Annotated in this window: 20 protein-coding genes and 1 pseudogene; 10 read left to right on the top strand and 11 right to left on the bottom strand. The window is 71.8% G+C overall.

What is annotated here, in order from left to right; all coding sequences use genetic code 11:
- Positions 1-66 precede the first annotated feature (66 nt).
- On the bottom strand, positions 67-1470 hold the full coding sequence (locus ACIOGX_RS28125; protein ID WP_401917337.1) for an SWF or SNF family helicase: 1404 nt from the start codon (positions 1468-1470) through the stop codon (positions 67-69).
- Positions 1467-4379, bottom strand: a complete 2913-nt coding sequence (locus tag ACIOGX_RS28120) for a DEAD/DEAH box helicase (protein WP_401917334.1) — start codon at positions 4377-4379, stop codon at positions 1467-1469. The genes ACIOGX_RS28125 and ACIOGX_RS28120 overlap by 4 nt, the downstream gene beginning before the upstream one ends.
- 279 nt (positions 4380-4658) lie before the next feature.
- Between ACIOGX_RS28120 and ACIOGX_RS28115 the strand changes: the two genes are divergently transcribed.
- A complete protein-coding gene (locus ACIOGX_RS28115; RefSeq protein WP_401917332.1) occupies positions 4659-5738 on the top strand; it encodes a fatty acid desaturase family protein in 1080 nt (359 codons plus the stop codon).
- A gap of 68 nt (positions 5739-5806) precedes the next feature.
- Entirely contained in the window at positions 5807-5989 is a 183-nt protein-coding gene (locus ACIOGX_RS28110) for a hypothetical protein (protein WP_129766350.1), read from the top strand.
- 151 nt (positions 5990-6140) lie between these two features.
- Here ACIOGX_RS28110 and ACIOGX_RS28105 read toward each other — a convergent pair whose 3' ends face one another.
- The 3 genes from ACIOGX_RS28105 to ACIOGX_RS28095 form a co-directional block, all read right to left on the bottom strand.
- The gene (locus ACIOGX_RS28105) at positions 6141-6971 is read right to left on the bottom strand and encodes a hypothetical protein (RefSeq protein WP_401768625.1); all 831 of its coding nucleotides are present in this window, start codon (positions 6969-6971) and stop codon (positions 6141-6143) included.
- A 70-nt stretch (positions 6972-7041) separates the two neighbouring features.
- Entirely contained in the window at positions 7042-7338 is a 297-nt protein-coding gene (locus ACIOGX_RS28100) for a hypothetical protein (RefSeq protein WP_383971771.1), read from the bottom strand.
- 239 nt (positions 7339-7577) lie between these two features.
- The gene (locus tag ACIOGX_RS28095) at positions 7578-8177 is read right to left on the bottom strand and encodes a class I SAM-dependent methyltransferase (protein ID WP_401917328.1); all 600 of its coding nucleotides are present in this window, start codon (positions 8175-8177) and stop codon (positions 7578-7580) included.
- 254 nt (positions 8178-8431) lie between these two features.
- On the opposite strand from ACIOGX_RS28095, the gene ACIOGX_RS28090 reads away from it, so the two are divergent.
- Together ACIOGX_RS28090 and ACIOGX_RS28085 are read left to right on the top strand one after the other, a co-directional pair.
- Positions 8432-8833 (top strand): YciI family protein, encoded by a 402-nt coding sequence (locus ACIOGX_RS28090; protein WP_383971766.1) that lies wholly within the window; start codon positions 8432-8434, stop codon positions 8831-8833.
- A gap of 63 nt (positions 8834-8896) precedes the next feature.
- Positions 8897-10138: an RNA polymerase sigma factor gene (locus tag ACIOGX_RS28085; RefSeq protein ID WP_401917560.1), complete on the top strand. Its 1242-nt coding sequence runs from the start codon at positions 8897-8899 to the stop codon at positions 10136-10138.
- 75 nt (positions 10139-10213) lie between these two features.
- On the opposite strand, the gene ACIOGX_RS28080 is transcribed toward ACIOGX_RS28085, so the two are convergent.
- The gene (locus tag ACIOGX_RS28080; protein WP_401917325.1) at positions 10214-10918 is read right to left on the bottom strand and encodes a CGNR zinc finger domain-containing protein; all 705 of its coding nucleotides are present in this window, start codon (positions 10916-10918) and stop codon (positions 10214-10216) included.
- A 96-nt stretch (positions 10919-11014) separates the two neighbouring features.
- Here ACIOGX_RS28080 and ACIOGX_RS28075 point away from each other — a divergent pair, with 96 nt between their 5' ends.
- Entirely contained in the window at positions 11015-11716 is a 702-nt protein-coding gene (locus tag ACIOGX_RS28075; RefSeq protein WP_401768632.1) for an SDR family oxidoreductase, read from the top strand.
- A 125-nt stretch (positions 11717-11841) separates the two neighbouring features.
- On the opposite strand, the gene ACIOGX_RS28070 is transcribed toward ACIOGX_RS28075, so the two are convergent.
- Complete coding sequence (locus tag ACIOGX_RS28070) at positions 11842-12270, bottom strand: PPOX class F420-dependent oxidoreductase (RefSeq protein ID WP_356516248.1); 429 nt, start codon at positions 12268-12270, stop codon at positions 11842-11844.
- A gap of 133 nt (positions 12271-12403) precedes the next feature.
- Here ACIOGX_RS28070 and ACIOGX_RS28065 point away from each other — a divergent pair, with 133 nt between their 5' ends.
- Together ACIOGX_RS28065 and ACIOGX_RS28060 are read left to right on the top strand one after the other, a co-directional pair.
- The gene (locus ACIOGX_RS28065) at positions 12404-12817 is read left to right on the top strand and encodes a roadblock/LC7 domain-containing protein (protein ID WP_129766342.1); all 414 of its coding nucleotides are present in this window, start codon (positions 12404-12406) and stop codon (positions 12815-12817) included.
- Positions 12818-12929: 112 nt separating this feature from the next.
- A pseudogene (locus ACIOGX_RS28060) lies at positions 12930-13754 on the top strand (DUF6397 family protein); the annotation flags it as partial.
- Positions 13755-14171: 417 nt separating this feature from the next.
- Here the strand turns inward: ACIOGX_RS28060 and ACIOGX_RS28055 are convergent.
- On the bottom strand, positions 14172-15146 hold the full coding sequence (locus tag ACIOGX_RS28055; RefSeq protein ID WP_356516252.1) for an NADP-dependent oxidoreductase: 975 nt from the start codon (positions 15144-15146) through the stop codon (positions 14172-14174).
- A gap of 154 nt (positions 15147-15300) precedes the next feature.
- On the opposite strand from ACIOGX_RS28055, the gene ACIOGX_RS28050 reads away from it, so the two are divergent.
- Positions 15301-15711 carry a winged helix-turn-helix transcriptional regulator gene (locus ACIOGX_RS28050; protein WP_401917321.1) on the top strand — a complete coding sequence of 137 codons (411 nt, stop codon included), beginning with the start codon at positions 15301-15303 and terminating at the stop codon, positions 15709-15711.
- Here the strand turns inward: ACIOGX_RS28050 and ACIOGX_RS28045 are convergent.
- Both ACIOGX_RS28045 and ACIOGX_RS28040 read right to left on the bottom strand, forming a co-directional pair.
- The gene (locus ACIOGX_RS28045) at positions 15683-16036 is read right to left on the bottom strand and encodes a VOC family protein (protein ID WP_129766339.1); all 354 of its coding nucleotides are present in this window, start codon (positions 16034-16036) and stop codon (positions 15683-15685) included. The genes ACIOGX_RS28050 and ACIOGX_RS28045 overlap by 29 nt on opposite strands.
- A gap of 74 nt (positions 16037-16110) precedes the next feature.
- Entirely contained in the window at positions 16111-17085 is a 975-nt protein-coding gene (locus ACIOGX_RS28040) for a fibronectin type III domain-containing protein (protein ID WP_401917318.1), read from the bottom strand.
- Positions 17086-17316: 231 nt separating this feature from the next.
- Here ACIOGX_RS28040 and ACIOGX_RS28035 point away from each other — a divergent pair, with 231 nt between their 5' ends.
- Complete coding sequence (locus ACIOGX_RS28035) at positions 17317-18111, top strand: SDR family NAD(P)-dependent oxidoreductase (RefSeq protein ID WP_401917315.1); 795 nt, start codon at positions 17317-17319, stop codon at positions 18109-18111.
- A gap of 57 nt (positions 18112-18168) precedes the next feature.
- On the opposite strand, the gene ACIOGX_RS28030 is transcribed toward ACIOGX_RS28035, so the two are convergent.
- Complete coding sequence (locus tag ACIOGX_RS28030) at positions 18169-18879, bottom strand: carbonic anhydrase (RefSeq protein ID WP_356516260.1); 711 nt, start codon at positions 18877-18879, stop codon at positions 18169-18171.
- A 228-nt stretch (positions 18880-19107) separates the two neighbouring features.
- Here ACIOGX_RS28030 and ACIOGX_RS28025 point away from each other — a divergent pair, with 228 nt between their 5' ends.
- Positions 19108-19638: a GNAT family N-acetyltransferase gene (locus tag ACIOGX_RS28025; protein ID WP_356516262.1), complete on the top strand. Its 531-nt coding sequence runs from the start codon at positions 19108-19110 to the stop codon at positions 19636-19638.
- The last annotated feature ends 161 nt before the right edge of the window (positions 19639-19799 follow it).

Genomic DNA, 19799 nt, shown 5'->3' with positions numbered 1-19799 from the left:
CCATCGTCGCTCCGGCGGCCCGGCCGGGCAAGCGTGCCGCCGGGCCACCGTGCCGTACGGACCGGCTCATTCCCCGGTGGGCATGTCCTCGGTGAGCGCGTCCTCGGTGAGCGCGTCCGCGAGGGCCGCCGCGGGATCGGGGCCTCCCGGACCGGCCGGGGCCCAGCGCCCGCGCTCCTTGCGGTACGGCCACCAGCGCCCGTCGCGGCCGTACCGCACCTGCGCCGGTGTCCCGGCCACGGTCCAGCGACCGCCGCCGCCCGCCCGCAGCCGAGGCCGGTCCCCGTCCTCCCAGGCCGCGTCGAGAGCGGCCGTGGCCCGTGCGAGGACCTCGGGCTCCGGGGTCCAGGTGTCCTCCAGTACGGCGAGGGCCGCCGCACCGCCGTACCTCCAGGCGCGTACCGCGAGCTCCAGCTCGGCCGGCCGCCGGCCGGAGCCCGAGGCGAGCCGCGCCACCAGCCGCTGGTCGGACGTCGTCGCGGCCAGCCGTACCGCGTCCTGTGCGGGCGTCAGCTCCGGTTCCTCCGGCTGCTGTTCATGGCCGGGCAGCATCGCTTCCGACAGCAGACGCAGCGCCCGCGCCGCCGCGTCCGCGGCGAGGAACTCCAGGGCGTCCGCGTCGATCCCGGCCGGCGGCGCGCCCTCCGTGTCCAGGGCCGGAGGCTGTCCCGGCTCCGGCGGCAGCGGCGGGGGAGCGGGCAGCGGGGGCAGGTGGCCGCGCGCCGCGAAGGCGGCCACGGCCGGTACGCCCGCCTCCTCGCCGCTCCGGGCGCCGCCGTCACGCGTACCGTCTCCCGGCTCCTCCTTCGTACGGGCGGCGCGCGCGACGCTGCGTACCTGAAGCTCGTCGAGGAGCCGCCGCTCGCTCCTGCCCCGCATCAGCAGCAGGACGAACGGATCCTGGTCCAGCAGCCTGGCCATCTGATAGCAGAGCGCGGCGGAGTGCGGGCAGTGGTCCCAGGCCTCGCAGCCGCACTCGGGCTCAAGGTCGCCTATGCCGGGGAGGAGCTCGACCCCGGCGCCCGCGGCGTCCTCCACCAGATGCGGCGGCATCTCCCGGTCGAGCAGGGCCGCGATGTGCCCCGCCCGGTCGACCGCCATGTCCAGGAAGCGGTCCCATTCCTCCTCGCTCAGCTGCTGCAACAGCACGTCGCTGCGCTGGGCGGTGCCGTCCCGGTCCTGGACGACCGCGGTGATCCGGCCCGGCCGTACGGACACGGCGCCGACGGCGCCCTCGCGGGCCTGTCTGCGCCCCCTCTTCAACTGCTGGCCGTCGAGCGCGGTGTCCTCCAGCGCCTTCAGCCAGGCCCGGCCCCACCAGGTCTGCGCGAAGGCCCGGCCCTGGGCGGGCGCCAGGGCGGCGAAGGTGCGCTCGTCGCCGCCCGCGGAACCGCCCACCGAACCGTCCTCGGATCCCTCCGGCGAACCGTCCTCGGAACCGCCGTCGTACCCGTTGTACGTACCACTCATCGGGCGCTCCCTCGCAGCTCCACCAGATCCGCCAGCTCGGCGTCGGTCAGTTCGGTCAGGGCCGCCTCGCCGGAGCCCAGTACGGCGTCGGCCAACCCCTGTTTACGTGCCAGCATCTCGGCGATCCGGTCCTCGATCGTGCCTTCGGTGATCATCCGGTGCACCTGTACGGGCCGGAGCTGTCCGATGCGGTACGCGCGGTCCGTCGCCTGTGCCTCGACGGCCGGGTTCCACCAGCGGTCGAAGTGCACGACATGCTCGGCGCGGGTCAGATTGAGCCCGGTGCCCGCCGCCTTCAACGACAGCAGGAAGACCGGCACCTCACCGTTCTGGAAGCGGTCCACCATCGCCTCGCGCTCGGCGATCGGCGTACCGCCGTGCAGGAACTGGGTCGGCACGCCGCGCGCCGCGAGATGCCGCTCCAGCAGCCGCGCCATCTGTACGTACTGGGTGAAGACGAGCACGCTCGCGTCCTCCGCGAGGATCGTGTCGAGCAACTCGTCCAGCAGCTCCAGCTTCCCGGAGCGGTCGGTGAGGCGCGGCCGGTCCTCCTTCAGATACTGCGCCGGGTGATTGCAGATCTGCTTGAGCGCGGTCAGCAGTTTGACGACGAGCCCGCGGCGTTCCATGCCGTCCGCCTCCGCGATCGCCGCGAGGGTCTCCCGTACCACCGCTTCGTACAGGCCGGCCTGTTCCCTGGTGAGGGAGACGGCGCGGTCGGTCTCGGTCTTGGGCGGCAGTTCGGGTGCGATCCCCGGATCGGACTTCCTGCGGCGCAGCAGGAACGGACGGACGAGCGCGGCGAGCCGTTCGGCCGCCGCCGGGTCGTTGCCGCTCTCGACGGACTCCGCGTAGCGGGTGCGGAACGTGCCGAGGCGGCCGAGGAGCCCGGGGGTCGTCCAGTCGAGGATCGCCCACAGTTCGGAGAGGTTGTTCTCCACGGGGGTGCCGGACAGGGCGACCCTGGCCCTGGCGCCGATCGTGCGCAGCTGCCGGGCGGTGGCGGAGTACGGGTTCTTGACGTGCTGCGCCTCGTCGGCCACGACCATGCCCCAGTCCGTCCCGCCGAGTCTCGCCGCGTCCAGCCGCATGGTGCCGTAGGTGGTGAGGACGAACTCGCCGTCGCCCAGCTCCTCCAGACTGCGCGAGGCACCGTGGAAGCGGCGCACCGGTGTGCCGGGACCGAACCGTTCGATCTCGCGCTGCCAGTTCCCCATCAGGGAGGCCGGGCAGACCACCAGGGTCGGGCCGGCCGCCGCCGGGTCGGTCTGCCGGTGCAGATGGAGCGCGATGAGCGTGATGGTCTTGCCGAGCCCCATGTCGTCGGCGAGACAGCCGCCGAGTCCGAGCGAGGTCATGCGGTGCAGCCAGTTGAGCCCGCGGAGCTGGTAGTCGCGGAGCGTCGCGGCGAGCGCGGCCGGCTGTCCGATCTCCTGTTCCGCGCGCTCCGGATCGGCGAGCCGGTCGCGCAGGGTGGCGAGCCAGCCCGTCGCCCGCACCTCGACCCGGCGGCCCCCGACCTCGGTGGAGCCGGTCAGTACGGCTTCGAGCGCGTCGACCGGACTGAGCTTGCGGTCCTGGCTCTCGCGGGCGCGCCGGGCCTCCGCCGGGTCGATCAGAACCCACTGGTCACGCAGCCGGACGACGGGACGGCTCGCCTCGGCGAGCCGGTCCAGCTCGGCGCGCGAGAGCCGCTGATCGCCCAGCGCGAAGTGCCAGTTGAAGGAGAGGAGCGCGTCGGCCGACAGGAAGGCGGGCAGATCCGTCCCCCGTCGCGGGGATCCGCCGGTTCCGGCGGTCTCGGCACTGTCCGCCGCGTCGGAGTCGGCCCCGTCCTCCGCGGGGCCGATGACCGCGCGGGCCGTCAGCGTGCGCGCCAGCTCCCTGGGCCAGTGCACCTGGACGCCGGTCGCGGCGAGCGCCCCGGCCGCCTCCCCCAGCAGTTCGGTGACCTCCTCGTCCGCGAGCTCGATGGAGTCCGGCACGGCGGCCGAGAGCAGCGGGGTGAGCGGCGGCCAGGCACGGGCGGCGCGGCGCAGCGCGAGCAGGGCGTCCATCCGGGCGCGCGGACCGAAGGCCGCCGCCGAACCCGACCACACGTCTGCGGCGTCGGAGACCACCGAGGGGTCGCTGACGCTGTGCATCTGGAGGACGGCGTGGAAGACCGGCCCCGCGGTGCCCGACGCGTCGGCCAGGCCCGGCAGTTCGACGCGCAGCGAGAGCCGTACGCCCGTGTCGTGCCCCGCCGCCACATCCCCGGCCCAGTCGCGCAGCGCGGGAAAGCGCCGCGGCGGGGTGGCGGCGAAGGCGGGTCCCGCCGCGACGAGCGTGGCGGCCGGCGTACGCGGCAGCCCGTCGACGACCGCGTCGAGGAAGGCCCTCAAGAGCCCCTCCGGCCGGGGGAGAAGAAGCTCGTCCGCCGGGTCGGCGGGCGGGCCGGCGGTGGTGGTGCCGAGCGGTACAGCGTGCGCGCTGGGCGGCATGGCCGCGGCCAGCGCGCGGATCCGCTCCAGATCCTCGGCGGTCAGCGGTCCAGCCCGCCACGCGTCGTGATCCGTGCCGGTCAGGCCGGGCAACAGCCGCCCACGGGCGGCGAGTTGCAGGGCCAGCAGCGACGCGGCACCCCAGAAGGCGGCGGACGGTGAGGTGTTCGCCGCGGCGCGGGCCCTGGTGAGCACGGGGAGAGCGGCGGATAGGGGAGTCAACAGCGCCCGGACCGTGAGAAGGTGGCCTTCGGTGTCGACGACGGCCAGTTCCTCCGGGGAGCCCGGTCCGGAAGGCGGCTCCGCGCCGTCGGGTCGCCAGAAGGCGATCCGTCCGGTGCGAGCCGGATCCGCGGGGAGAAAGACGGTGGAACAGTTTGCGAGTTCGGCGGTTCGGGAGAGCGTTGCCGCGGGGAGCCTGTGCACAGCGAAGACGCATTCCTCAAGTTTGACTAATGCGGGTCGGAGCCGCCGAGGGTACCTCACCGCGAAGCCACGCGGCGACGGCGCCGCCGTGACCTGACTCACTCCCTCGACATCCCAGGTGTAGCCAGCACCACCCCCACCCCCCGGACAGCACCCACCTCTTCCGGGTGGTGGCGCCATGGCTGCCCGGTAGTACGCACCCCTACGTTTCAAGGGGGCCGACGCAGTCCGCGCGGCCCTCTCTCAGCGCCCACCTCGGCCTACAGACCGGAGACCGACATGCCCCAAGCCGCCGCCACCCCGCTCGCGGAGCCCATACCCGACCCCGCAGTCGGCCGCGCCGGCGGCAGCGACTTCGCACCTCTCCTCCGTACGGTCAGGGAACAGGGGCTCCTGGAGCGCCGGGTCGCCTGGTACACCCGGGGCATCACCGTCAACTTCCTTTTCCTGGCCGCGATCGTCGCCGGAATGGTGCTCCTCGGATCCTCCTGGTGGACGCTGCTTCTCGCGCCGCCGCTGGCCGTCGTGTCCGCGCGTATGGCGTTCGTCGGCCATGACGCGGGACATGCCCAGATCACCTCCGACCGGGGCCGGGGCCGTGTCATCCAGCTCGTCCACGCCAACCTGATGCTCGGTATGAGCCAGGAGTGGTGGAACGACAAGCACAACCGGCACCACGCCAACCCGAATCACATCGACAAGGACCCGGATGTCGCCGCCGACATCCTCGTCTTCACCCAGCACCAGACCGCGGGCCGCACCGGACTGCGCCGCTGGCTCACCCGTCACCAGGCATGGCTGTTCTTCCCGCTGACCACGCTGGAGGGCATCGCCCTCAAGGTGTACGGCTTCCAAGCCGTCTTCTCCCGCGGTGACGACCGGATGCCCGCCCGCCGGCGGGTGACCGAGGGAGCGCTGCTCACCGCCCATGTCGTGGCGTACGTGACCCTGCTGCTGACCACGATGACCGTCGGCCAGGCCATCGTCTTCGCCGTGATCAACCAGATGCTCCTCGGTCTCCATCTGGGCATGGCCTTCGCGCCCAACCACAAGGGCATGGAAATGCCCGACCCGGAGAACAGCGAGGGCTGGGGCCATCTCCGCCGTCAGGTCCTGACCTCGCGGAACGTCCGCGGCGGATTCCTGACCGACTGGTTCCTCGGCGGGCTGAACTACCAGATCGAGCACCATCTCTTCCCCAGCATGCCGCGCCCCCATCTGCGGCTCGCCCAGCCGATGGTGCGCGCCCACTGCCTCTCGCTGGGGCTCCCGTACACGGAGACCGGACTGATCGAGTCGTACCGCCAGGCACTCGGCCATATGTATGAGGTCGGCGAACCGCTGCGCGCGGGCGCATAGTGGAACTGCCGAACGCCCGTGCGCGTTCACTGGGCAGGAAGCGGCTTGGCCGCGAAGGAGGCGTCGGGATGTCGACACGTACGAAGATCGCCATCGGGGGAGTGGCCGTAGGCCTTCTTCTGATACCGCTGATCGGATTCTGGTTCTCGCTACTGGTGGTGCTCGGCGTGCCGGCGGCCGCGTATCTGATGCTGGACCCGTCGCAGCGCCGCAGGCTGCGGAGGATCAGCCGGAAGGAACTCGGCCGCTGACCCGGCCGGGCTGAATCATCCGCGTGTGGGGCTCCGGGCCGGACGGTCCGTGGCCCCGCACGCGCACGCTCCGGGATTCGTGACCGGAAGCCGGCCGTCCGCGGCCGTCCGCGTGGAGCGCCGCTCCGTGGGGCGCCGTCCGTGGGGGGTGTCAGGCCGGGCGTACGGCCATGTTGTCGAGCGCCTTCAGCAGCTCGGGCAGTTCCGTGCCCCGGCCGACCGGCAGCACTTCCCCCGGCTCCTCGTCCAGCAGGACGAACGCCATGTCGTCGGTCCTGGCGACGAAGGACCAGCCGGGGCCGTCGGCGCGCAGCGTCCGGGCCTCGCCAGGGGCGAAGCCGGAGCGGACCCGGCCGGGGGGCGGTGGCGTGTCCAGATAGCCGCGCAGTTCCTTCAGCACGCGTCGCACCCCCTCGTGGCCGGCCGCCGGTGCGCTGTCGCTGCCGGCGGCCTCCGGCTCCTTGCCGTGGAGCTGTTCCCGCCACGCCGTCCACTGGAGGGCGATTCCGTCCGCGCCGAGGCGCCGCTGAGCCGGGCCCCATGTCTCCGTGTCGGGCGGGGCGAGGGGCGGCCGGAGGCGGCTCTCCTCGGAGCCGGGTTCCGGTTCCGGGTCGTGCGGGGCGGGTACGCCGGGCGCCGCGACCGCCAGGGCGACGGGCCAGCCGGGCAGGGCGCACACCACGGTCCGTTCCCCCGGGGACAGATCGTGCTCCATGCCGCAGTCCCAGGCCGCGATCGCGACCGCGACCAGCGACACGTCGTCCACCACCACCGTCCAGCGGGCCCCGGCGCCGTCCTGGCCCATGACCAGCCCGTAACCCCGGTCGTACGGATCGAGACCGAGGGCGGCGCAGGCTTCCGGGTAGTCGTCGCCGAGCACGGCCGGGAATCCCGCCGGTGTGAGCAGCGCGGCGGTGAGCACATACAGTGCGTCGTCGTCCACGGAGTCTTCCGTTCCGGTCACCGCGCCTCCCGAACCCATCGGTTGTCGGCGCACCCTAACCAGTGGGTAACCCGGACGTCGAGAGCGCGGTACGAGCAGGCTTTCCCGCTCAGGGCCCGGCCGCGGGCAGGCCGAGCAGACCGCGGGCCACGGTCTGCGGCGACTCGTCGCGCTCGCGGGCCAGCGCGATGACCGCCCGGCAGGCGAGTTCGCTGACACCGAAGGAGAGGGCCTCGGGGGAGACCCAGCCCGCCGCCTCGTCGATCCGCTGCTGATCGTCGTCCGCGCACGCCGACACATAGCCGGCGGCGGCCTCGAATATGTTGTGCGGCCGGGCCGGGGGCCGATCGGCGGCCGGGACGGTGGCACGGTCCGACACGAGGATCCTGCGCAGTCTGCTGAACACGGGGTCCACCTTCCCTGCTGCCTGGCGTTGCTCGGGGCCGCGCGGCCGTCGGGGCCCCGAGCAACGCCAGGGACTCGGGGCCGCCCTTCCAACGTACGGTCGTCCGGGCCCCGGCAGAAGAGGCCCTTCCCCGGTGCGCGCCCTGAGAGCCGCCGGGAAGCGGAGCTGAGCCGTGGCGTACCGCCCTGGGCTCAGGAGTGGCGTACCGCCGGGGCTCAGCAGTGGCGCGCGGCTGGGGCTCAGCAGTGGCGTACCGCCAGGGCCAGGAAGCGGGAGTCCTCGTCGGTGTACGACTCCAGCCGCCAGCCCGAACCAGCCAGCAGCGGGCGGAGGTTGGGCTCGGCGCGTAGATCCTCGTTTGTGATCCGCCGGCCCTGCCGGGCCGCCAGCGCCGCCCGGCCGAGGGGATGGAACAGCGCCAGCCGGCCCCCCGGCCGTACGACCCGGGCCAGCTCCCGCAGATTCTCGCCGGGGTGCGGGAGATGCGCGATCAGCCCCGCACCGAACACCGCGTCGAGCACCGCGGAACGCACCGGCAGACGGCCCACATCCGCGAGCAGCAGCTGTCCGGCGGTGCGGCGGCCGGCGCGTACGGCCGCGGCGAGCATCTCCGGGGTCAGATCCACGCCCAGGACCGTGCCCCGCGCGCCCACCGCGCCCCGCAGGGGAGGCAGCGCGCGGCCCGTCCCGCAGCCCGCGTCCAGCACGGCGTCACCGGGGCGCAGCCCGAGGTCGGCGACGGCGGCGGCATAGGCCGGACCGTCGTCGGGGAAACGAGCGTCCCAGTCCGCCGCCCGGGAGCCGAAGAATTCCTGCACATGTGTGTGGTCATGGGCCATGTGGCTATGATCCACGGCGCGGTCGTCACACCGTCCGGGCCGCCCCACTTCCCGTCGGCTTTTCCCGGGGGTAGCTTGTCCCAGAGGTTCCGGACATTCGGGATGTTCTGGGGTCTCGGAGGATCCAGGGGGCTCCCCGCGAAGATTTTTCCGAGAAATCTTCGCTCGTCCCCGTCGAGGATGTCGAAATCACGGCGCGTGCTTCTACCTGTCAGTGAGAGCGCCGAGAAGGGCGCGACAGTGAGGAGAACGTCATGAAGTACATGCTGCTGATGCAGTTCAGTGAGACGACCGTGAACTTCCCGCCGATCACGGAGTGGACCCAGGACGAACTCAGGGCCCATATCGCCTTCATGCGTGACACGAACACGAAGCTCTCCGAGGCGGGCGAGCTGGTGTCGGCGGAGGGGCTGGCGGGTCCCGACCAGGCCAGGATCGTACGGGCGGGCGGCGACGGCTCCGCCGTCATCACCGAGGGGCCCTTCCCCGAGACCAAGGAATTCCTGGCCGGTTACTGGATCGTGGACTGCGACAGCGCCGAGCGGGCGGTGGAGCTGGCCGCGGACATCTCGACGGCGCCCGGCCCCGGCGGAAAGCCGCTGAACATGCCGATCGAGGTGCGCCAGGTGATGGCGGGACCGCCCGAGGAGATGTGAGCGCTGACTGACACGACCCCCCGCCCGGCGGAGCCCGAGCCCGATCCGGGGACGGATCCGCCGATCGACGGGGAGACGACGGCCGAGGACCTGCTGCGCACGCTGGCGCCGCAGGTCGTCGGCGTGCTCACCCGGCGGTTCGGGGACTTCGACTCGGCCGAGGACGCCGTGCAGGAAGCCCTGCTCGCGGCGGCGACGCAGTGGCCCGACGAGGGCATGCCCCGCAACCCACGCGGCTGGCTGATCCAGGTCGCGAGCCGCCGGATGACCGAGCAGGTACGTGGCGAGCAGGCGCGCCGCCGCCGCGAGGACCTGGCGGCGAGACAACTGCCCGCCGACCGGACGACGGCGCCGGCGGCGGACCGCGAGGACCCGGCGGACCGGGACGACTCGCTGGTCCTGCTGTTCCTGTGCTGCCATCCCGCACTGTCGCCCACGGCCGCGATCGCGCTGACCCTGCGCTGCGTCGGTGGTCTGAGCACCAGCCAGATCGCGCGCGCCTTCATGGTGCCGGAGACGACGATGGGACAGCGCATCAGCCGGGCCAAGCAGCGGATCAAGACGTCCGCTGTCCCGTTCCGGATGCCGGAGGGCGAGGAGCGCGCCGACCGGCTCGTCGCCGTGCTGCATGTCCTCTATCTGATCTTCAACGAGGGGTACGCCACCAGCGAGGGCCCTGATCTGCAACGGGTCGAGCTGTCCCGGGAAGCGATCCGGCTGACCAGGGCCGCCCATGAACTGCTCCCCGATGACAGCGAGGTGGCAGGTCTGCTGGCGCTGATGCTGCTCACCCACGCGAGAAGCGCGGCGCGCACCGGCCCCGACGGTGAGCTGATCCCGCTCGCGGAGCAGGACCGGGCGCTCTGGGACGCGCGGGCCATCGACGAGGGCACCGCGCTCCTCACGGTCACCCTGCCGAAGGGGCCTCTCGGCCCGTATCAGGTCCAGGCGGCGGTCGCCGCCGTCCACGACGAGGCCGCGACGGTCGAGGAGACGGACTGGCCGCAGATCCTCGCCCTGTACGGAGTGCTGGAGCAACTGTCCGCCAGTCCGGTCGTGTCGCTGAACCGGGCGGTGGCCGTCGCGATGGTGCGCGGCGCGGACGCCGGGCTCGCCATCATCGAGGACCTCACCGCGAACGGCCGTCTGGCGGGCAACCACCGGCTGTATGTGGCGCGGGCCCATCTCCTGGAAATGGCCGGTGACCGGCAGGGCGCGCTGGAGAACTACCGGGAGGCGGCGCGCCGTACGACCAGCCTTCCGGAACGGCACTACCTCACGCTCCGCGCCGCCGCACAGGACTGAGGGGCGTCTCCTCGGGGTCGTCTTCTCGCGAGCGGCACCTCGGGGCGCGAACGGTGTCGCGGACCGTGTGAGGGATCAACCGGTCGGTGCGCCCTTGTCCTTGTCCTTGGCCGCGGCTTCGTCCTTGTGCTTGCTGTCGCTCTCGGCGGCGGCCCGTATCCGCTTGCGCTGCCGTGAGGCGCGCAGATTGACGGCGTTGCCGCAGATGCGTACGTCGTGCCAGACGCCGCTGTTGTTGCGCGACGTGTCGTAGAAGGACGATCCGCACTCGCCGTTGCGGCAGATCTTGAGCCGGGCCCACGTTCCGGCCCGCTGGGCGAGCAGTGTCTCCGACCAGAGGGCCGACTCCAGCCAGTCGCGCCCCCGGCCGACCGGGAGCAGCTGTACCTGCCCCTGCTCGTCGGGTGCGAGTCGCACCGTCACGCCACGAACGGGCCCGCCGCCGCGAACGGGAGCGGGTGCGGGACGGGGTGTCTCGCCCGCCGCGGGATCCGTATCCGATGCGGGGGGCGTGGTGGTGAGCAGCCGCTCGAAGGAGTCCCGCAGGTCGCGCAGGGCCCGGGGATCCGACGGGGACAGCGCACAGTCGGGGGAGCCGAGGCCGTGGATACGGGCCCACTCCCCGGCGGCGCCGGTCAGCCACCGCTCGGCACTCTCGCGGTCGGCCAGAAGATCGGGCGCGTAGTCGCTGATCGCGCGGGTGTTGATCAGCTCCTGCACGAGCGCGAGTCCGGCAGGGGCCTGGCGTACGCGATATCGCTCACTGGCTACCCATGACATAACCGAATCCTACTTGACTATGTCGCGACGGGCGAGCACGGTAGAGACAGAGGCTAAACGATTACGCCTCTGTCTATTCCATGAGGAGAGAGCGATATGACCACCGTCAACGGAGCGATCGCCCTGGTCACCGGCGGACAGCGCGGCCTGGGCCGGGCCTTCGTACAGGAACTGCTGGAGGCGGGGGCCGCCAAGGTCTACGCCACGGCCCGTACACCCGTCGCCGAGAGCGACCCGCGGATCGTTCCCCTGCCGCTGGAGGTGACCGACGGGGACTCGGTCGCGGAACTGGCGCGCAGGGCCGGCGACGTCTCCATCGTCATCAACAACGCGGGGGTCTTCGCCGGAGGCTCGCTGACCGAGGTCGGTATCGATGAGGTCAGGGCCCTCTTCGAGGCGAATGTGTTCGGTGCGCTGCGCGTCGCCCAGGCGTTCGCCCCTGTGCTCGCGGCCCGCGGTGGCGGCGCGCTGGTCGATATCCACTCGGCGCTGTCCTGGGCGGCGGGGGCCGGTGTCTACGGTGCGACGAAGGCGGCTCTGTGGTCGCTCACCAACTCGCTCCGGCTGGAACTGGCGCCCCAGGGAACGCAGGTGGTGGGGGTCCATCTGGGGTACACGGACACCGACATGATCCGTGACCTGGACGTCGTCAAGAACGATCCGCGGGATGTGGCCCGCGATGTCATCACCGCGCTGGAGAAGGGCGAGAGCGAGGTCCTCGCCGACGAGGTGAGCCGTGTCTTCAAGGCCGCGCTCTCCGGACCGGTCGAGGGGCTGAGCATGCGGTCGGCCGCCTGAGGCTGAGATCGCGTGCGGCGCGGGCGGGGCGTGCGGCGCGGGCGGCGCGGGCGGGGCGTGCCGCGCGTGCGGGGCGTGCGGCGGGGCGTCCGGCACGGAGTCGTGTCGGGCGCCCCGCCCGTACGTCAGTCGGCGACTCCCGCGAAGGCCAGCACCTTGTCGATCTTCACCCGTACCACCAGTTCGCCCGGCACCCCGTTGCGCTCCCCGAACTCCCGCGCCCGCTCCTCGCCCATGTACCGCGCGGCGATCCGCGTCGCCCAGGCGCGCAGTTGGTCCGGCTCCTCGTGGATCTCGGCCCGACCGTTGATCACCACGAAGGCGAACGGCGGACGTTCGTCGTCCACGCACAGCGCGAGCCGGCCGTCGCGCAGCAGATTGCGGCCCTTCACGGTGTCCTTGCCGGTGTTGAAGACGAGATCGTCGCCGTCCAGTACGAACCAGACGGGCGCGATGTGCGGGCTCCCGTCGGCCCGTACGGTGGACAGCTTGCCGGTGCGCGTACCTTCCGAGACGAAGGCGTGCCACTGCTCCTTGCTCATGTTTGTCGCCATGTCCGCATTTTCCGCCGCCGGGGCGGCCGACGCGACGCGACGCCCCGGGGACCCGCTTGCCCGTGAGCGGCCGGTGAGGAAGGCTACGGGCGTTGCGGAACCATGGGGAACACCTGAACGGGGAGGAACGACAATGCCGTTGGAAAAGGGACTCGACTGGTTGCTCGACGACCTGACCGAACGAGTCGAGCACATCAAGCACGCGCTGGTGCTGTCCAACGACGGCCTGGTGACAGGGGCCAGCAGCGGACTGGCGCGCGAGGACGCGGAGCATCTCGCGGCGGTCTCCTCGGGGCTGCACAGCCTCGCGCGGGGATCGGGGCGGCATTTCCGGGCCGGCCAGGCGCGGCAGACGATGGTCGAGTTCGACGAGGCGCTGCTGTTCGTCACCGCCGCCGGTGACGGCAGCTGTCTGTGCGTCCTGACGGCGGCCGAGGCCGATGTCGGTCAGGTCGCCTACGAGATGACGCTGCTCGTCAACCGGGTCGGCGAGCACCTCGGTGTCGCGGCACGGCAGCCGGGAGGCACCAGTCTGAGCGGTCTCTGACGGGCCGGATTCCGGGCCCGGTCCGGGAGTTATCCACAGGCTCGGCGAGGAATGCCGCTGCCGCGCTACGGTCGTCACCGAGAGTAGTTACGACTCACGGGGGAGGACCACCATGTCCGTCAGCGATGCTCAGTCACAGACCCGGAACGACGACGCCGGGGCACCGAACACGACCGCCTTGGCCGCGACGGCCGAGGCGGTGGAGACCACGGGGAAAGTGCCACGGGCCGTCGGCGCCGACCGGGCCGCGCGGGAACTGGAGCTGCGGCGCGGCGAGTTCGAGCTCGCCGCGCAGCTCGGGCACATCCGTACCATGACCAGCGCCGTCGCGACGACCGCCGGCTCGACCGCCGGGGTGACCCTGGGCCGACGGCAGGTCACGCGCCTGGAGATCGACCGTCTGCGGGCGGCGGAGGGATTCCCGGACACCCTGCGCGAGCGGGTGCGGACCGTTGGCACGGCCGAGGGGGCGGCGCTGATGTCTGTCAGCCCGGGACGCTTCGCGCAGCTGGCCCGGTCGGGGTTCATCGTGCCGGTGAGGTTCTACCTGAACCGCTATCGCACGGTCGTATGGCTCTATCTGGCCGAGGAACTGCGGTCCTTCGCCGCCAGGGAACCGGCTCTGCTCGCCGGACGGTTCCCCCGGCCGCTGCGGGCCGGTCTGGAAGCGGGGGAGGACTGGCGTCCGCGCAACTGGCGGGGCCGGCGCATCGGTCAGTTGCTGCACGAGAGCGGGGACCCCTGGGAGCGGGCCGCCATCGCGGGCTGTGTGCTCGATCCGGTCCAGCTGGCCGAGCTGGTGGCTGATCCGTACGAACGGGCCTATCTGGAGCGGCTGCGGCCGGACCTCGGACAGGGGCGGCCCGAGTCGGAGGCGGCGCGGACAGCCGTTCAGCGTCTGCTGGTGGCGGACCACCCGGACGAGATCCAGTGGCACCGGGCCAGTCTTGACACGCTGCTCATGGCGGCCCGACGCACACGCCCTGCCCCGCGTCCCGGCGGCTCTCTCCCGCATGCCGGGGACCCTGCCCCGAGGTATGAGGAGAGAGGACGAGCACCAGCACCGGCACCAGTACGCGGACACGACTTCGCATCCGGACGCGAGCACGAGCACGGTCACGAACCCGCATCCGAACCGACGGAACCAGCGGGACTGGCATCCGAGCCGACGGCGGTGGCGCACGAACCGGCGCACGAATCGCCGCGCGAGGGTGGCCGCCGGGGGCTCCTGACCCGGCTGCGGGTCAGGAGCAGGAGGGAGGGAGAGCGCCTTCATGCCACGGTCCGAAGCCGAGCGGGTGATGTACGAGCCGGAGCCCGGCCGGGGGCCGGGGGCAGCGGCCCCCGGCGGATGTCAGGAGGTGACGCGCAGGACGAGCTTGCCGCGGGTGCGTCCCCGCTCGCCCCGGCGGTGTGCCTCGGCCGCGTCGGCCAGCGGAAGGACGTCCTCGACCTCGACCTTCGTGACGCCCTCGTCGATCAGCCCCGCGATCCGGGTCAGGGAAACGCCGTCGGGCTCCACCAGAAAGGCGGTCGCGCGCACGCCCCTGGCGAGGGCCGCGTCGTAAAGCCCGGGGGAGATGCCGGAGGGCACGGCGACGAGGACGCCGCCCGGCCGCAGGGTCCCGAGTGAGCGGGTGCTTGTCGCGTCGTGCCCGTCCCCGACGAGATCGATGACCACATCGACGTCGCGTACGGCGTCCTCGAACCGGACCGCGGTGTAGTCGACGAGCTCATCGGCGCCGAGGGAGCGCAGCCAGTCGTGTTTGGCGGCGCTGGCGGTGCCGATGACATGAGCGCCGAGGTGCTTGGCGAACTGCACGGCGAAGTGGCCCACGCCGCCCGCGGCGGCATGGACGAGAACACGCTGTCCCGGCTCGACCCGCGCGGCGTCGGTCAGCGCCTGCCACGCGGTGAGCGCGGCCAGTGGTACCGCCGCGGCCAGTTCATGGCCGACCGACGCGGGCTTCCGGGCGAACTGGCGGGAGGGCGCGGTCACATACTCGGCGTAGCCGCCGGCCTGCCGGGGGAACCACGGCATTCCGTACACCTCGTCGCCCACCTGAAGGGTGTGGACACCGAAACCGACCGCCGTCACGACGCCGGAGACATCCCAGCCCAGCACGAAAGGAGGTTCCCCCAGGACACCGGACATACCGCCGCCCTCGCGGGTCTTCCAGTCGACGGGGTTCACCCCCGCCGCGTGGACCCGTACCTGTACCTCGGTCGGCAGAGGTTCCGGCCGTGCCAGCTCGGTGAGCCGGAGTACCTCGGGTCCGCCCAAGGTGTCCTGGGTGATCGCGCGCATCGTCTTCGCGTTGTCGCTCATCGCGGTTCTCCTGTGGTGCGTGCGGGGGCGACTGCGCACCCCCGGCGGCTGCTGTCCGACGTCCGCAAGCTATCCCCGGGGTATTGGTTTCCCGCAAGGGCAATTACTATCTCCGGGGAAGTATGCAGCTCGGGGCAGTATGGAGGGACGCGCGATGGCCATCACCTGTACGACGGGCCGACACGCCGAGCACGACGTCTACGCGGCCCAGTGCCCGTGCCGGGATGTGCTCGATCTGCTCGCCAACAAATGGGCCGCGCTGGCGATCGGCGCGCTGGAGGAGGGGCCGCAGCGGTTCGGGGCGCTGCAGCGACGGCTGCAGGGCGTCAGCCCCAAGGTGCTGACGAGCACCCTGCGCAGGCTGGAGGACCACGGCTTCGTCGACCGCACGGTCTATCCGGCCGTGCCGCTCCATGTGGAGTACGCGCTCACGGCGCTCGGCGTGAGCGTCTCCGAACCGCTCGGGCAGGTACGCGCCTGGGTGGAGAACCATCTCGACGAGATCGCGTCGTCCGGCCCGGAGGAGGGCGCCCGTGTCACTGCCGGAGGTGACTCACCACATTGACCACCCGGCCGTTGGGATCGGTGACGAAGAACCGCCGTACCCCCCACGCCTCGTCACGCAGGGGGTAGACGATCTCGGCTCCGCTCGCGACGACCGCCGCGTACACCGTGTCCACGTCGTCCACCTCGATACTCAGATCGGGGACGACGGCGACGGACTCGTCATGCCGCATCAGCGTCAGCTGCGCGCTGGGCTGGGAAGGGGAGGCGAGCGTCATGACCCAGCCCAGGTTCATGACTTCCTCCAGTCCGAGGAGTCCGTAGAAGTCCCGGCTCTCCTTCATGGCCTCGGACCGGATGTCGGGTACGACTCTGCGGACGGACATCGGTGGCTCCTGTCGTGAATGCGGGCGGTCCCGCGTGCCCCATCCTTCCCCGAAGCGGGGCCCGTTGTCCGTCGTCAGGGCCGGGCGCCACCCGTGACGATGGTGCGTTCCGCGGAGAACTTGCCCCAGTTGCCGTCGGGCAGCTTGGCGCGGATCTTCACCCGGTAGGTCTCGCCGGCCTTCTTGCTCGCGTACACGCTGTAGGTGGCCCGGCCCGTCGGAGGCTCGCCGCCCCAGATCAGGGTCGTCGCGAACTTCCCGTCGAGATAGATCTGATACGAGGGGACCTTGCCGCCGGTCTTCGGCGCCAGCCAGGACAGATCCACGTAGTGAGCGCCGTCGGCGGCGTGTGTCGCGGCACGGAAGTCGATCGGCGCGGTGTCGGGATCGTCGCCGGGGCCGCGCGGCGTCGTGATCTCCACGGGCCGGCTGGCGGGCGAGCTGTTGTCGGCCGCGTCCCGCGCGGTGACGGTGAAGCTGTAGCGGGTCCCCGGCCGCAGCTGGGTGAGCCGCGCGCCGGTCGCCTTCCCGTCGACGCTATGGATCTTGGAGCCGCCCTGGTGGATGTCGTACGAGGTGATGCCCTGGTCGCCCGCCGCCGCGGCCCAGTTGAGCCGGGCGCCCCGGGCGCCGTCGCTCTTGCCGGTCACCCCGGTCGGCTGTGCCGGGGCCTTCTTGTCCTCGGCGACCGCGGCCGGTGTGGTGACGGCCAGTTCGCCGCTGGGCGGGGAGACGGTGCCCTCGGCGCCCCGGGCCCGGACGCTGAAGGTGTAGGCGGTGGACGGCTTCAGCCCGGTGACATCGATCATGCTCTGGCCCGCCGGGACGTCCTTGATCTTCGTCTTGCCCCGGTACACCTCATATCCGCTGACTCCGTCCTTGCCGGCGGCCGGCTTCCACATGACATGGACGGAAGTGGCACTCCCGGCCTGGGCCGTGACGCCGGCGGGCGCCGAAGGCGCCTTCGCGGCCTCGTCGCCGGTGCCGCACGCGCCCAGCGCGAGGACGGCGGCGGACGCGAGGGCGGCAAGGCTGAGGGTCCTTCTCATGGCCGTGTCCTCCACCTGGGGGCAATGGTCTAGACATATATGACACAGGTGTCGGGTTCACATCAAGGGGCAGGCGGAATCCGATGACGGATCATCACGACACCCGCGCGCCAGGGCGCCGGCCCCGGCAAGCCGCCCGACACGCCGCCCGGCACGTCGGGCCGGGACCTGGCGCGTCCCTCGCACACCATGGGCATGACGCAATGAGGACACCGGAAAGGGACCTGAATCGTGCAGATCGACCTCACCGGAAAGACCGCACTGGTGACGGGCTCGACGCAGGGGATCGGCGCGGCCATCGCGGCGGGACTCGCCCGCGCCGGGGCCCGCGTCGCCGTCAACGGGCGCGGCGCCGACTCGGTGGACGCGGCGCTGGAGCGCCTGAGCGGGCAGGTGCCCGACGGTGAATTCCTCGCCGTGCCCGGTGACATCGCCTCGGACGAGGGGGCCCGGCAGGTGCTCGACGCACTGCCCCGGGCGGACATCCTCATCAACAATCTGGGCATCTTCGGCGCCCGGCCCGCGCTGGAGATCAGCGACGAGGAGTGGCGGCGGTACTTCGAGGTCAATGTCCTGACCGCGGTCCGGCTCACCCGGGCCTATCTGGGCGGGATGACCGAGCGGTCCTGGGGACGCGTCCAGTACATCGCCAGTGACTCCGCGATCGCCATCCCCGCCGAGATGATCCACTACGGAGTGTCCAAGACCTCGCTGCTCGCGGTCGCCCGGGGATTCGCCAAGGCCGCGGCGGGCAGCGGCGTGACCGTCAACTCCGTACTCGCGGGGCCGACCCACACGCCCGGCGTGGAGGAGTTCGTGTACGGGCTGGTGGGCTCGTCGCTTCCCTGGGGCGAGGCGCAGCGCGCCTTCATGCTCGAACACCGCCCGCAGTCCCTGCTCCAGCGGCTGATCGAGCCCGAGGAGATCGCGAACATGGTGGTCTACCTCAGCTCGCCCCTCGCCTCGGCCACCACCGGGGCGGCGATCAGGGTCGACGGCGGACTCATCGACTCGATCGTTCCCTGACCGGGACACCTTCCGGCCCCGGTCAGGGAACGATCGAGTGGCGACGCGGGAAGCCGGTCAGGCGATCTGGTGGACCAGCTGGCTGGCGAGCTCGTAGCGGGCACCGACGATGGCCAGCTTGCCCGTGGACACCCTGGCCGCGAGGTCGGGCTCGGCGGCGAGGCGGGAACGGACCATCCTGACGTTGGCGCTGACGGTGGCGTCAACGCGTGCGTCGCCCTGCTGGGTGTGATCGATGGCGGGCTTGATCTGGTCGGCCAGATACTGAATGTGCGACGGCAGCCGCTCGCCCGTCTCGTCCGCCTCGACCGCCGCGGCGACGGCGCCGCACGACTGGTGGCCCAGGACGAGGACCAGCGGGATCTCCAGTTCGAGCACGCCATAGGCGATGCTGCCGAGGACGGCCTCGTCCAGGACCTCGCCGGCCGACCGTACGGTCATCAGGTCGCCCAGACCCTGATCGAAGGCGAGCTCCGGGGCCACCCGGGAGTCGATGCACCCGAGGACGACGGCGAAGGGGTGCTGGCCCGTCACCAGGGACTGCCGCACGGTCGCATTCTCGTGCGGGTGCTGCTGGCGGAAGGTTCGCCAGCGCTTGTTGCCCTCGGAGAGTTCGTGAAGTGCCTGCTCGGGGGTTGCCGGGCGGGCGCTGCTCGGGCGGGTGACGGTCGCGCCCGCGGAGGGCACGGCAAGCGTCACGCCCGCGGTGACGGCGGTTCCCGCGAGGGCCGCGCGAAGCAGCGTCCTGCGAGGTGTTCCGGTGGACATGGGGGGTCTCTGAGTGTGTCTGCTCAATATCACGGCCGGAGACTATCCGTGACAGCCTTGGCCAACGATTTCACTTGGTGATCTGTTGACCATGTCTTGAGCCAACTGTGGCTCAAACGGAGCGGTTTCAGGAGCGCGTTCCGTGTCCGTTCCCCTGCCGTTCGGCTGTTGGACCCGAACGGGAGAGCCGTCGGTCTGTGGTTGCATGGTTCGGTGAATCGACAGACTATGCCTACGGCCGATGACATCCCCATGTGTGATGTCCGGCGTCGCGGCAGGGATGACCTCGACGCGTGTGTGCGGGTCCTGGCCGAGGTGCACAAGGGCGACGGATACCCGGTGAACTGGCCGGAGCACCCCATGGGCTGGCTCGCTCAACCCGTCCAACTCGACGCCTGGGTCGCCGAATTGGACGGCCGGATCGTCGGCCACCTCGCTCTCTGCCCGGCGGGCGAGGGCGATGTGGCCCCGGCGCTCTGGAGCAGCCGCGCCGGCACCAGCATCCGTGAGACCGCCGTGGTGAGCCGCCTGTTCGTCGACCCCTCGGTGCGCGGACACGGGATCGGCGCCCTGCTCATGGCGCAGGCGGCGAGGGAAGCCAGACACCGCGGTCTGCACCCCGTACTGGACGTGGTGTCAACCGACGCCGCCGCGGCGGCACTTTACGAACGCATGGGCTGGAGCCTGCTCGCCGTCGTCGAGCAGCGCTGGGCCCCGGGGCAGACGGTCACCGTCCGCTGTTACGCCGCGCCCGCCTGATCCAACCGCCGCGGGGACGACGTGAGTTGCGGGGCCACCGGGCGCCGTGCCCGGGGCGGCTGTCCGCCCCCGTCACCACGCGGTACGCCTTCCGGGGCCCGATCAGTGGAAGACGGCCCGTGGCCGAGGCCCGGCAGTGACACGGACGGGGGAATTCTCAC

The organism is Streptomyces sp. NPDC088147 (assembly GCF_044741565.1).
In the GTDB taxonomy this organism is placed as follows: Bacteria; Actinomycetota; Actinomycetes; order Streptomycetales; family Streptomycetaceae; genus Streptomyces.
This window is presented reverse-complemented; position numbering and strand designations above follow the sequence as displayed.

Excerpts from the sequence above, each read along its gene's own strand:
- ACIOGX_RS28075 (WP_401768632.1), top strand. The coding sequence starts at position 11,015 with ATGACCACCGTCAACGGAGCGATCGCCCTGGTCACCGGCGGACAGCGC.
- ACIOGX_RS28065 (WP_129766342.1), top strand. The coding sequence starts at position 12,404 with ATGCCGTTGGAAAAGGGACTCGACTGGTTGCTCGACGACCTGACCGAA.
- ACIOGX_RS28040 (WP_401917318.1), bottom strand. The coding sequence starts at position 17,085 with ATGAGAAGGACCCTCAGCCTTGCCGCCCTCGCGTCCGCCGCCGTCCTC.
- ACIOGX_RS28050 (WP_401917321.1), top strand. The coding sequence starts at position 15,301 with ATGGCCATCACCTGTACGACGGGCCGACACGCCGAGCACGACGTCTAC.
- ACIOGX_RS28055 (WP_356516252.1), bottom strand. The coding sequence starts at position 15,146 with ATGAGCGACAACGCGAAGACGATGCGCGCGATCACCCAGGACACCTTG.
- ACIOGX_RS28090 (WP_383971766.1), top strand. The coding sequence starts at position 8,432 with ATGAAGTACATGCTGCTGATGCAGTTCAGTGAGACGACCGTGAACTTC.
- ACIOGX_RS28115 (WP_401917332.1), top strand. The coding sequence starts at position 4,659 with ATGCCCCAAGCCGCCGCCACCCCGCTCGCGGAGCCCATACCCGACCCC.
- ACIOGX_RS28025 (WP_356516262.1), top strand. The coding sequence starts at position 19,108 with ATGCCTACGGCCGATGACATCCCCATGTGTGATGTCCGGCGTCGCGGC.
- ACIOGX_RS28105 (WP_401768625.1), bottom strand. The coding sequence starts at position 6,971 with ATGGGTTCGGGAGGCGCGGTGACCGGAACGGAAGACTCCGTGGACGAC.
- ACIOGX_RS28045 (WP_129766339.1), bottom strand. The coding sequence starts at position 16,036 with ATGTCCGTCCGCAGAGTCGTACCCGACATCCGGTCCGAGGCCATGAAG.
- ACIOGX_RS28095 (WP_401917328.1), bottom strand. The coding sequence starts at position 8,177 with ATGGCCCATGACCACACACATGTGCAGGAATTCTTCGGCTCCCGGGCG.
- ACIOGX_RS28070 (WP_356516248.1), bottom strand. The coding sequence starts at position 12,270 with ATGGCGACAAACATGAGCAAGGAGCAGTGGCACGCCTTCGTCTCGGAA.
- ACIOGX_RS28110 (WP_129766350.1), top strand. The coding sequence starts at position 5,807 with ATGTCGACACGTACGAAGATCGCCATCGGGGGAGTGGCCGTAGGCCTT.
- ACIOGX_RS28125 (WP_401917337.1), bottom strand. The coding sequence starts at position 1,470 with ATGAGTGGTACGTACAACGGGTACGACGGCGGTTCCGAGGACGGTTCG.
- ACIOGX_RS28030 (WP_356516260.1), bottom strand. The coding sequence starts at position 18,879 with ATGTCCACCGGAACACCTCGCAGGACGCTGCTTCGCGCGGCCCTCGCG.
- ACIOGX_RS28080 (WP_401917325.1), bottom strand. The coding sequence starts at position 10,918 with ATGTCATGGGTAGCCAGTGAGCGATATCGCGTACGCCAGGCCCCTGCC.